The organism is Polymorphobacter sp. PAMC 29334 (assembly GCF_019431245.1).
GTDB lineage: Bacteria > Pseudomonadota > Alphaproteobacteria > Sphingomonadales > Sphingomonadaceae > Polymorphobacter_B > Polymorphobacter_B megasporae.
On record NZ_CP080243.1, the window covers coordinates 2,673,058 to 2,684,977 of the forward strand.

Consider the following 11,920-nt stretch of genomic DNA (forward strand, 5'->3'; position numbering starts at 1 on the left):
GTCCCCTATCCGGTCAGCCGTAGCAGCCGGTGATATAGTCCTTGGTGCGCGGTTCGGAAGGATTGGTGAAGATCGTCTTCGTATCGCCGTATTCGACCATCGTGCCGAGGTGGAAGAAAGCAGTCTTCTGACTAACCCGCGCCGCCTGCTGCATATTATGGGTAACGATGACGATAGCATAGCGGCCGCGAAGTTCATCGATCAATTCTTCGATCTTGGCGGTCGCGATCGGATCGAGTGCCGAGCACGGCTCGTCCATCAGGATGACCTCGGGATCGACCGCGATCGCGCGGGCGATGCACAATCGCTGCTGCTGGCCGCCCGACATCGCAGTGCCGCTCTCGCCGAGCCGGTCTTTCGCTTCGTCCCACAGGCCGGCGCGCCGCAGCGAGCCTTCGACGATTTCGTCCATCTCGGCCTTGTTACGCGCGAGGCCGTGGATCGCCGGGCCATAGGCAACATTGTCGTAGATCGACTTGGGAAACGGGTTGGGCTTCTGGAAGACCATGCCGACGCGCGCGCGGAGCTGCACGACGTCCATGTCCCCCTTGTAGATGTCGGTCCCGTCGAGCTTGATCTCGCCCTCGACCCGCGCCGAGGCGACGGTGTCGTTCATCCGGTTGAGACAGCGCAGGAAGGTCGACTTGCCGCACCCCGAAGGCCCGATGAACGCGGTGACATTCTCCTGGCTGACGTCGATCGAGACGTTCTTGAGCGCCTGCTTCGGGCCGTAATAGACGCTGACGTCGCGCGCAGTCATCTTGGTCGTGACCGGTCCGGCAGTCGACGCCGACGGGGTCACCGTCTGTGAATCCATGTCCATCCTACCAGCGCCTCTCGAATTTGTTGCGGAGATAGATGGCGACGCCATTCATCAGCAGAAGGAAGAGCAGGAGAACGATGATCGCTGCGCTGGTCTTTTCGACGAAGCTGCGGTTGACCTCGTTCGACCAGAGATAGACCTGCATCGGCAGCACCGTCGCCGGCTGGGTCAGTCCCGACGGCGGCGCACCGACGAAGGCGCGCATCCCGATCAACAGCAGCGGCGCGGTCTCGCCGAGCGCGCGCGCCATGCCGATGATCGTTCCCGTCAGAATACCGGGAAGCGCGAGCGGCAGGACGTGCTGGAACACCACCTGGATCGGCGACGCACCGATGCCGAGCGCGGCGTCGCGGATCGACGGCGCGACCGCCTTGATCGCGTTGCGCCCGGCGATGACGATGACTGGCATCGTCATCAGCGCGAGGGTCAACCCGCCGACGATCGGGGCCGAGCGCGGCATGCCGAAGGTCCCGAGGAAGACGGCAAGGCCAAGCAGCCCGAAGATGATCGACGGCACCGCCGCAAGGTTGTTGATCGAGACCTCGATCATGTCGGTCCACCAGTTTCGCGGCGCATATTCCTCGAGGTACAGCGCCGACAGCACGCCGACCGGGAAGCTGAGGACGAGCGTGACGAACATCGTCAGCATCGATCCCTTGAACGCGCCCCAGATGCCGACCGAGACCGGGTCGGACGAGTCGGCGGCGCTGAGGAAGTTGGTGTTGAAGTACGTCCGCGTCGCGTCGTCGGTCTCGAGCCGGGCATAAGCTTCCTTGAACGGCCCGATGTCGGCCGATGGCGACTTGCCCTTGGCGACGAGGTCGAGATTGCCGGCTGCCGGAACCCATAGGGTCACCGTCTTGCCGATGAGCGACGGGTCGGCAGTGACCGCCTCGCGCAGCGCGGTCCAGCCAGTGTCGGAGACGAATTCGGCACCCTTGTCGCCGAAGCGGGTGACGGCGGCGGCGGTGACGACCCCGGCGAAGTCGGCAGCCGACAGCGCGGCTTCCTTGTCCGGACCGGCGAGTTGCGCCTGCGTCAAGTTGAGCTTTGCCGCGGTGATTGGGATGGCCAGCTTGATCTCGGTGCGGAAGAAGCCGGGAATGCCGTTGATCGCCATGTTGACGAGCAGGAAGGCGAGGAACAGCACCGACGCGGCGACCGCGACGAAGCCGAGCGCGCGGAAGCGGGTCTCGGCGGCGTAGCGCCCGCGGATGCGCCGCTTCATCGCCGGGTTCGACCAATCGGTCGGGGCCTTGGCGGCGAGGCCGCGCGGCACCGTTGCCATCGGAGAGGCTATCGACGCCATATTATTCGTACGCCTCCCGGTACTTCTTCACCACGCGGAGCGCGACGATGTTGAGGATCAGCGTCACGACGAACAGCACCAGCCCGAGCGCGAACGCCGAGAGCGTTTTCGACGAGTCGAACTCCTGGTCGCCGGTCAGCAGCGTGACGATCTGCGTCGTCACCGTCGTCACGCTCGCAAAAGGATTCGCGGTCATGTTCGCCGCGAGGCCCGCCGCCATGACGACGATCATCGTCTCGCCGATCGCGCGGCTAACCGCGAGGAGAACGCCGCCGACGATGCCGGGGAGCGCCGCGGGAACCAAAACGCGCTTGATCGTCTCGGACGAGGTCGCTCCCATCGCGAGGCTGCCGTCGCGCATCGCCTGCGGGACCGCCGCCATCGAATCGTCGGCCATCGACGACACGAACGGAATGATCATCACGCCCATGACCAGCCCCGCCGCGAGCGCGCTTTCCGAGCTCGCCCCCGGAATGCCGACAGCGAAGGCGAAATCGCGGAGTGCCGGGGCGACGGTCAGTGCGGCGAAGAAGCCGTAGACGACGGTCGGGACACCGGCGAGAATTTCGAGGACCGGCTTGAGGATGCTGCGCAGCTTGGGCGGCGCGTACTGCGTCAGCCAGATCGCCGACATCAGCCCGAGCGGGATCGCGACCGCCATGGCGATGATCGCGCCGATGAAGATCGTTCCCCAGAACAAAGGCACCGCGCCGAATGCCCCCGAGCTTCCCGCCTGGTCTGCACGGATCGCGGTCTGCGGCGACCATTGCATGCCGAAGAGGAATTCGAACGGCGAGACCATGTTGAAGAAGCGCAGCGATTCGAAGAGCAACGAGAAGACGATCCCGAAGGTCGTCAGCACCGCGATCAACGACGCGATGATCAGGATGCCCATGACAATCCGCTCGACACGGTTGCGCGCGCGGAATTGCGGGGCGAGGCGCGTGTACGCCCATGCCGCACCGCCGACCGCAAGCAGGACCGACGCGACCAGCGCCTCGGTCTGGAGGCGCGACTGATTTTCTTGATACGCCGGGACCGCCTGCTTGCTCGCCGGATTGAAAGCATCGGCGAGCTCGCCTGAAGCAAGGCCTTTGACCTCGCCGATGATCGCATCCTTGTCGATCTGCGACTTCGGCTGGTCGGCGGCGGGAAGCGACGCGATGATCGTTGCATCGAGCAATTTCGGCTGGATGAAGCTCCATGCTGTGAGCAGGAGCAGAGCCGGGATCACCGCCGACAGCGCGACGAACCACCCATGATAAACCGGGCGCGAGTGCGGCCGGTCGCCCGCGCTGCGGGTTGCCAGCTCGCCGGTGTCGAACACATTTGCTCGCGCGCGAGCAAAGAAGAACGCGACCACGCCGAGTGCGATGACGAGCAGTGCGATCATCGACAACGACATTGCGTCCAACCCCTCCCTAACTCAGAAAAGACGCGGCGGCGGGCCCCCTGCCCGCCACCGCGTCACACGTTACTTGACGGTCGAGGCGTCGATGACGGTCAGGTTGGCAGCGGCTGCGGCCGACTTGGCGCGGATCGCGTCGGGGGCCGGGATCAGGCCGATGCGCGACAGGTAGCCGCCCTTGCCCCACGTGCTCTCCTTCGAGAACTCGGCGAGGAATTCCTTCATGCCGGGGACGGCGCGGACGTGCTGGTTCTTGATGTACATGTAAAGCGGGCGCGAACCGGCGTACTTGAAGGTCGAGATCGTCTCGAAGGTCGGCGCGACGCCGTTGACCGTGAACGACTTGAGGCGGTCACCATTCTCCTCGACGTAGCTGAAGCCGAAGATGCCGATCGTGTTCGGGTTGGCTTCGAGCTTCTGGACGATGAGGTTGGGATTGTCGCCGGTCTCGACGTACGGACCGTCTTCACGGACCTTGGTGCAGATCAGCTTGAACTTGTCGCCGTCGGTCTTTTCCATCGCGGCGGTCGACGCGTTCGACTTGCAGCCGGCGGTCATGATGAGCTCGCCGAGCGCGTCACGCGTCCCGGAGATCGACGACGGGCCGTAGACGAGCATGGCGACGTTCGGCAGCTTGGCGTTGACGTCGTGCCACGTCTTGGCGGTGTTCGGCTTGCCGAACGGGGTCGCAGCGATCGCCTTGTAAATGTCGGTCGTGGTCAGCGGGAAATCCTGCGACTTCTTCGAGGTGCCGAAGGCGATGCCGTCGAGACCGACCTGGATTTCAGTGATCGCGGTGACGCCGTTCGCGGCGCAGCCCTTGAGCTCGCTCGCCTTGACGCGGCGCGATGCGTTCTCGATGTCGGGGAACTGCGCGCCGACGCCGGCGCAGAACAGCTTCATGCCCGCGCCGGTGCCGGTGCCTTCGATGACCGGGGGCTGGAACTTGGGGTTGGTCCGGACGAACTGCTCGGCCACCGCTTTGGCGAACGGATAAACCGTCGTCGATCCGACCATGCGGATCTGGGTGCGCGCGTCAGCACCAGCGGTCAGGGCGAGAGCGGCGACGCCGGCACCCAGCATGATTTTCATCGACAAGACGAGTCTCCTATTGGCCGGGCGTGCGCCCGCAGCGCATGTCACGATCCGGCCCCTGCGACCGATCGTCCTGCCCCCACCCGCAGCGTCTAACCACCGACCATGTGGCTTCTGTGACGGCCTGGTTACACTTTGGTGACGCCGACCTTGGTTACAGTGAGCTCGGTCGAGGCGAGCGGCAGGGTGAACGACACCTCGCTGCCCTCGCCGGGACGGCTGACGATTTCGAAACCGCCGCGGTGGCGTTCGATGATGTGCTTGACGATCGCAAGGCCCAGCCCGGTTCCCCCCATCGACCGCGAGCGGCTGGTGTCGATCCGATAAAACCGCTCGGTCAGCCGCGGCAAATGCTCAGGCGCGATGCCCTCGCCGCGGTCGCCGACCGTGACGCGGACCATCGCCTCGCGCCCGCCGCCAGCATCGACGCGTTGGGCGTCGACGGTGATCGCCGTGCCGGTCCGCCCGTATTTGAGCGCGTTCGACACGAGGTTGTGGAGCACCTGCAGCACCTGATCGCGGTCGGCGATGACGGCGGGCAGGCCATCGGCGACGTGGATCGCCAGCCGCCGCTGGTCGGCCTCGAGCCGCATCGCCAGCGTTCGCCCGACATCGGCGATCAGCGGCGCGACATCGAGCGCGGTCTGCGGCCGGAGATGCTTGTCGAGTTCGATCCGGCTGAGCGACAGCAGGTCGTCAATCAGCCGCGACATCCGTGCCGCCTCGCGCCCCATGATGTCGAGGAAACGCCGCCGCGCAGGCTCGTCCTCCGCCGCCGGTCCCTGGAGCGTCTCGATGAAGCCGAGCAAGGTCGTGACCGGCGTCCGCAGTTCGTGGCTGGCGTTGGCGATAAAATCGACCCGCATCCGCTCGGTCAGCCGCGCCTGGGTGATGTCGACGAAGGTCAGGAACAGCCGCACGCCGGGACCATCGACCCCCGCTTGCGCGACGCGGACGCGAAAGGCGCCGTTATTATTGCCGAGCCCGGTGACCTCGCGCTCGATCGGCGCGGCGGCCGAGGGGGCGGCGCGGACCGCATCGAGCACGGCGGGGTGGCGAAGGACGAGGCGGAGATCATCGGCGACGATCCGCTCGCCGAACAGGCCGCGCGCGGCGGCGTTCGCCGAAATCACCCGCAGGTCGCCGCCGACGAGCAACGCCGGATCGCCGATCGCATCGACCCCGACGAGCGCACGCGTGGCGGCGTCGGAGCGGTCGGCGGAATTTGATGGAATGGGTCGGCTCACATTTTTCTCGAATGATGTGAAATCCGCGTAGGCGAGAAATGTGACAGTTGCGATGAAGCCAAGGCCAATGGCATCGACCGGGTAATCGAAAATCGCTGCTATGACCGCGAGAAAGAGTAAGACGATGCTAATAAGCATCGTGCGAAACCGTACCCTTTAACCGCATGAGCGTCGGAATTAGCGCGTCGAAATGGTCGATGACCGCGTCGCCGCCGAGTTGTGCGGGCGGTTTGTCGGCAAAACCGAAGCCGGCGACGATCACCGGCACTTTGGCCGCGCGCGCCGCGGCGACGTCGACCGCGGTATCGCCGACGTAGATCGTGCTCGCCGCGGTCCCGCCTGCCGCCGCTATCGTCGCGAGCAGGTGCGCCGGGTCGGGCTTGCGAACGGCGAGCGAATCGCCCCCGAGGTTGGCGGCGAAGCGCCCGTTCCAGCCAAGTGCGGCGATCAACGCCCGGCTCAGCGCGACGGGCTTGTTGGTGCAGATCGCAAGGGTGGTGCCCGCCGCCGCCAGCGCGTCGAGCGCCGCCTCCGCTCCGGGGTACGGTTGCGAACTATCGGCAACATGCGCGCGGTAATAATCGAGAAAGGCCGGCAGCGCGCGGGCGATAACATCTTCACCGCCGCCCCCCGACAGCGCCAGCCCGCGTTCGATCAGCACGCGCGCACCGTGTCCGACGAGATGCCGCACCGTCACCGGATCGACCGCGGGGCGGCCGACGGCATCGAGCGCGACATTCAATGCAGCGGTGAGATCGGGCGAGGAATCGACGAGCGTCCCGTCGAGATCGAAGACGACTGTTTCGGGAAGCGATCGGGCCATGCCCGGCTGTCATTCGGCCCGCTGGAAAAGGCAAGACCGATGTGGCACTCGCGTGAAATGTCCACCCGCCCAATCGCCGCAATTATCCTCGCCGCCGGTCAGGGGACACGGATGAAGTCCGATCTCCACAAGGTGCTTCATCCGCTCGCCGGACGCCCGATGCTGCTCCACCTCCTCGCGGCGGTCGAGGCCCTCGGCGCGGCGCGTAAGGTCGTCGTCGTCGGCGCGCGGCGCGAGCAGGTCGAGGCGGCGGTCGCGGGGAGCGGCGTCGCGGTCGCGGTTCAGGCCGAGCAGCGCGGCACCGCCGACGCCGTCCGTGCGGCGCACGACGCGCTCGGCGATTTCGAAGGCGACGTGCTGATCCTGTACGGCGACGTTCCCCTCGTCGAAACCGCGACGATGGCGGCGATGCTCGACGCGCTGACCCCCGACGTCGCCGCGGTCGTGCTCGGCTTTCGTCCGGCCGATCCCGGTGCCTATGGCCGGATCGTCGCGACCGCCGGGATCATCGACAAGATGGTCGAGTATAAAGACGCGAGCGACGCCGAGCGCGCAATCGACCTGTGCAATTCGGGACTCATGGCGGCGCGTTCGGCCGACCTGTGGCCGCTCCTCGCCCGCGTCGGCAACGCCAATGCGGCGGGCGAGTATTATTTGCCCGACATCGTCGGCCTCGCCGATCGCCCCAGCCGGATTATCGAGACCGCCGCCGACGAGGTCGCCGGGGTCAATTCGCGCGGCGAACTCGCGGGTGTCGAGGCGGCGTGGCAGGCGAAGCGTCGCGTTGCAATGATGGCCGCAGGCGTCACGCTCATCGCCCCCGACACCGTCTGGTTCGCCCACGACACGACGATCGACCGCGACGTGACGATCGAGCCGAACGTCTTTTTCGGCACCGGCGTAACGATCGCGTCGGGCGCAACGATCCGCGGCTTCAGCCACATCGAGGGAGCGGCGATCGGCCGGAATGCCGAGGTCGGTCCGTTCGCGCGGCTGCGCCCCGGGGCCCAACTTGGTGCAAAGTCGAAGGTCGGCAACTTCGTCGAGGTCAAGAAGGCGAAGCTCGCCGAAGGGGCCAAGGTCAACCACCTCAGCTATATCGGCGACGCTGACATCGGCGCAGGCGCAAACATCGGCGCGGGAACGATCACCTGCAATTACGACGGCTTCTTCAAGTATCGCACGAGCGTTGGGGCAGGCGCGTTCATTGGCTCGAATAGCGCGCTCGTCGCCCCGGTGACGATCGGTGCCGGCGCGATCGTCGCTGCAGGCAGCACGATCACCGCCGACGTCCCCGCCGACGCCCTCGCGCTGGTCCGCCCACTGCAGGTCGCGAAAGCGGGCTGGGCGGCGCGATTCCGCGGGGCGATGACGGCGCGGAAAGCTGGCAAGTGATATCGCGGTGTGATATCATCGTCGGATGAGGACATTGGTCGATATCCCCGACGACGACATCGCGTGGCTCGACCGCACCGCAATCGCGGACGGCAAGTCGCGTGCGGCGCTTGTGCGCGAAGCGGTGGCGACGCTCCGGGCCAACGCGGCGAAAAGCGGTCTCGATGCCGCCTTCGGCCTCTGGTCGAACCGCGAGGAATCCGAGGACTCGGTGGTATGGCAACGTCGTATCCGCGCCGAATGGACCCGGCCATGGGATAAGGACTATGACGAGGTACGAGCCGAATACCCCGACTTGTTTACCGAGACGGAAGACCGTGAACGCCTCAGCTACAAGTGACGGCGTCGTTCGACACGAACATTCTCATCGACCTCCTCGCCGGCGACAGGCGCGCCCGGGCGGAGCTCCAATCGGTAGAGCGGCCCTGGGTTAGCCGCATCTCGTGGATCGAGGTGATGTCGAAGGTCCGGCCTGAGGAAGATCGCGTTATGGCGGCCTTCTTTGCTGACTTCGGCATCGACGAGGTCGACGAGCCGATCGCCCGGCGCGCCGCCCTGTTACGGCTGGAGCGGTCGAGCCTCAAGTTGCCCGACGCGATCATTCTCGCCTCGGCCCAGATTCATCACCGCGTCCTCGTCACGCGAAACACCAAGGATTTTCCGGCGAACATGCCGGGCATTCGCGTCCCCTATGCGGTTTGAGCGTGCTGCGGCCAGCTTCGGCGCAATACCTCTGTCCTACACCCCCGCCGAGCGCGTATCGTTTCGCCGATGATGATGTTGCGCCCTCCCTACTGTTCGCCGGTCGAGGCCATTCTCACCAACCGGGTGAGCGTTCGAAGCCGGCGTGGCGTCAACTTCGTCAACTTCCGATTTTCTGTAACCAACGGCGTGGTTCATCGTGGGTAGCGCGGCGATGCCGTATCGACCCGCTCGGACCGGCGGAGACAGTTAGACCATGTGCGGCATCATCGGCATTCTCGGACGGAGCGACGTCAGCGATCGGCTGATCGACGGGCTGCGGCGGCTTGAATATCGCGGCTATGATTCGGCCGGCGTGTGCACGCTTCACGACGGGGCGCTCGATCGGCGGCGCGCTCCCGGCAAGCTCGACAATCTCGTCCGCGTCCTTGGTAACGACCCCCTGCCCGGCAAGCTCGGCATCGCGCACACGCGCTGGGCGACGCACGGCGGGCCGACGGTCGACAACGCCCACCCGCACGCGACTGCGGAGGTCGCAGTCGTCCACAACGGCATCATCGAGAACTTCCGCCCGCTCCGCGCCGAACTGATCGCAGCCGGGCGCAAGCTCGAGTCCGAGACCGATACCGAGGTCGTCGCGCACCTCATCTCAATCGAGGTCGAGAACGGCGTCGCGCCGCAACTCGCCGTCGCGCGCGTTCTCAAGCGCCTCCACGGCGCGTTCGCCTTCGCGATCATCTTCCGCAGCGACCCCGACCTGATGATCGGCGCACGGCGCGGGTCGCCGCTGGTGCTCGGCTACGGCAACGGCGAGATGTTCCTTGGCTCCGACGAGATCGGCCTTGCGCCGCTGACCAACCGCATCGCCTATCTCGACGAGGGAGACTGGTGCGTGATCCATCGCGACCGGGTCCAGGTGTTCGACGCCAACGATCGCCCGGTCCAGCGCCCGGTCATCACCTCGACCGCGAGCGGGGCGATGACCGGCAAGGGCAACCACCGGCATTATATGGAGAAGGAGATCTACGAGCAGCCGACCGTCCTCGCGCAGACCCTCGGCCATTACCTGCGTCCGCTCGAGGCGACGGTCGAACTTCCTGCGCTGCCATTCGACCTGTCGACGGTCGGGCGAATCACGATCGTCGCGTGCGGCACGTCGTACCTTGCCGGACTCGTCGCCAAATACTGGATCGAGGCGCTGGCCCGCGTGCCCGTCGAACTCGATTTCGCCAGCGAGTACCGCTACCGCGACCCGGTTCTCGAAGCCGACGGGCTGGCGCTGTTCGTGTCGCAGTCGGGCGAGACCGCCGACACGCTCGCGGCGCTGCGCTTCGCCAAGAACGGCGGCCTGCCGACGCTGGCGATCGTCAACGTCCCGACGTCGTCGATGGCGCGCGATGCCGACGGCGTCCTGCCGACCTATGCCGGACCCGAAATCGGCGTCGCCTCGACCAAGGCGTTCACCTGCCAGCTCGGCGTCCTCGCCGCCTTCGCGATCGGCCTCGGCAAGGCGAAGGGGCGCGTCGCGCCGGGCGAGGAAGCGCGGCTGGTCCAGTTGCTGACCGAGGCCCCTGCCGCGATCAACGCCGCGCTGGCGCAGGAAGCGAGCATTGCCGAGTTGAGCCTCAAGCTGTCGAAGGCGCAGGACATCTTGTACATGGGGCGCGGGCAGGATTACCCGCTCGCGCTCGAAGGCGCACTAAAGCTCAAGGAAATCAGCTACATCCACGCCGAAGGCTATGCGGCGGGCGAACTCAAGCACGGGCCGATCGCGCTGATCGACGAGAAGGTACCGGTGATCGTCCTCGCCCCGTCGGGGGCGCGATTTGAAAAGACCGTGTCGAACATGCAGGAAGTCATCGCCCGCGGCGGCTGCGCGGTACTGATTTCCGACGCCGCCGGGATTGCCGAGCAAAGCGCGGGAACGTGGGCGACGATCGCGATGCCGGCGGTCGATCCGTTCATCGCGCCGTTGGTCTATGTCGTCCCGATCCAATTGCTCGCGTATCACGTCGCGTTGGCGAAGGGGACCGACGTCGACCAGCCGCGCAACCTCGCGAAGTCGGTGACGGTCGAGTAGTTAGCGTCGCGCCCCCGCGGGCAACGCGTCGACCTGCGCCTTCATCCGCAGCAGCGCGTCGGAGATGAGCTTGTCGGGGGCCTTCGTCCGCTGGTCGGCCTTGGTGTAATATTCGAGCGCGGCGGCAGGGCGGTCGGGTTCGAGCGCCTCCTGGCAGACGCCGAGATTGTACAGCAGGGCGAAGTTCGTCAGCGTCGCCGGGGTCGCGATCGTCTCGAAGATGCCGCACGCGCGGTCGAGCCGCTTGGCCCGGGCGAACTGCGCGGCGCTGCGGAACTGCGCCTGATCGACCTTGTCGAGGTCGGGGGCATAGTCCTTGAAGACCACCCTGATCGTCTTCATCGTCGGAGTCAGGTGCTGGCGGACCGCGATCGCCGCGTCGCTCCGCAGCTTGATGAGGAGTTGCTCGGGGGTCGTGATGATGACCTCCCCGGCGTGCTTGATCTCAGTCATCTTGGCGATGACCTTGTCGAAACCCGCCAACACCGGGGTCTCGGCGCACGTCGAGAAACCGGCCTGGACCGTTACCGTCTCGGTATAGAAAACCTTGGCATTCGCAACGACATAGACTGCTGGGGTGACGATGTAGCTGCCGGCGTATTTGGTGCACGGCACCTGCTTCGTCTCGCTCTTCGAGCAGTGGAGAATGCCCGATTCGGTGCAGTGCGACTGGTCCTGGGTATAGTCGGTCTTGTCGATCACCGCCTTGCCGACGCTACCGTAGAGCACCGCCGCGACCCCCGCCGCCTGCCCCGCCTTGACCGCCGCCGCGGGGGTATCGACCTTCGCCGCGTCGTCGAGATTGCGGATCGTGTAGAAGGCGCGGCCGTCGACTTCGGCGGCCTGCAATTCACCGCGGACGGCGGCGGTGAACTCCTTGCCGTCGGCCCCGGTGAACGGCGCGATGGCGAGCGGGCCGAGCGCGGCGACCCCCGGGAAACGCGGCTCGATCCGGGCCTGATATTCGATCGGCACATCGGCCGCCGCGAGCGACGGGACCATGACGAACACAGCAAGCAACACTAGACGCCAACGCAT

11 protein-coding genes are annotated in these 11,920 nt (G+C 66.1%); 4 read left to right on the forward strand and 7 right to left on the reverse strand.

Going from position 1 to position 11,920, the window contains the following annotated elements:
- Window positions 1-13 precede the first annotated feature (13 nt).
- From pstB to gph, 6 genes are all read right to left on the reverse strand, one after another.
- The gene (gene pstB, locus KZX46_RS16410) at window positions 14-817 is read right to left on the reverse strand and encodes a phosphate ABC transporter ATP-binding protein PstB (protein ID WP_219774870.1); all 804 of its coding nucleotides are present in this window, start codon (window positions 815-817) and stop codon (window positions 14-16) included.
- Window positions 818-824: 7 nt separating this feature from the next.
- Window positions 825-2,132, reverse strand: coding sequence for a phosphate ABC transporter permease PstA (pstA, locus tag KZX46_RS16415; protein ID WP_226896000.1), 1,308 nt, complete (start codon window positions 2,130-2,132; stop codon window positions 825-827).
- A gap of 1 nt (window position 2,133) precedes the next feature.
- Complete coding sequence (pstC, locus tag KZX46_RS16420) at window positions 2,134-3,537, reverse strand: phosphate ABC transporter permease subunit PstC (RefSeq protein WP_219774871.1); 1,404 nt, start codon at window positions 3,535-3,537, stop codon at window positions 2,134-2,136.
- A gap of 69 nt (window positions 3,538-3,606) precedes the next feature.
- Window positions 3,607-4,632 carry a substrate-binding domain-containing protein gene (locus tag KZX46_RS16425; RefSeq protein WP_219777054.1) on the reverse strand — a complete coding sequence of 342 codons (1,026 nt, stop codon included), beginning with the start codon at window positions 4,630-4,632 and terminating at the stop codon, window positions 3,607-3,609.
- Between the two features lie 131 nt (window positions 4,633-4,763).
- Window positions 4,764-5,882: an ATP-binding protein gene (locus tag KZX46_RS16430; protein WP_219774872.1), complete on the reverse strand. Its 1,119-nt coding sequence runs from the start codon at window positions 5,880-5,882 to the stop codon at window positions 4,764-4,766.
- 127 nt (window positions 5,883-6,009) lie between these two features.
- Entirely contained in the window at window positions 6,010-6,705 is a 696-nt protein-coding gene (gene gph / locus KZX46_RS16435) for a phosphoglycolate phosphatase (protein WP_219774873.1), read from the reverse strand.
- Window positions 6,706-6,762: 57 nt separating this feature from the next.
- Between gph and glmU the strand changes: the two genes are divergently transcribed.
- From glmU to glmS, 4 genes are all read left to right on the forward strand, one after another.
- Entirely contained in the window at window positions 6,763-8,100 is a 1,338-nt protein-coding gene (gene glmU, locus KZX46_RS16440) for a bifunctional UDP-N-acetylglucosamine diphosphorylase/glucosamine-1-phosphate N-acetyltransferase GlmU (protein ID WP_219774874.1), read from the forward strand.
- Between the two features lie 25 nt (window positions 8,101-8,125).
- On the forward strand, window positions 8,126-8,440 hold the full coding sequence (locus tag KZX46_RS16445; protein ID WP_219774875.1) for a ribbon-helix-helix protein, CopG family: 315 nt from the start codon (window positions 8,126-8,128) through the stop codon (window positions 8,438-8,440).
- Window positions 8,437-8,802 (forward strand): type II toxin-antitoxin system VapC family toxin, encoded by a 366-nt coding sequence (locus KZX46_RS16450; protein ID WP_219774876.1) that lies wholly within the window; start codon window positions 8,437-8,439, stop codon window positions 8,800-8,802. The genes KZX46_RS16445 and KZX46_RS16450 overlap by 4 nt, the downstream gene beginning before the upstream one ends.
- 256 nt (window positions 8,803-9,058) lie before the next feature.
- Window positions 9,059-10,882: a glutamine--fructose-6-phosphate transaminase (isomerizing) gene (glmS, locus tag KZX46_RS16455; RefSeq protein WP_219774877.1), complete on the forward strand. Its 1,824-nt coding sequence runs from the start codon at window positions 9,059-9,061 to the stop codon at window positions 10,880-10,882.
- On the opposite strand, the gene KZX46_RS16460 is transcribed toward glmS, so the two are convergent.
- Window positions 10,883-11,920: a hypothetical protein gene (locus KZX46_RS16460; RefSeq protein WP_219774878.1), complete on the reverse strand. Its 1,038-nt coding sequence runs from the start codon at window positions 11,918-11,920 to the stop codon at window positions 10,883-10,885.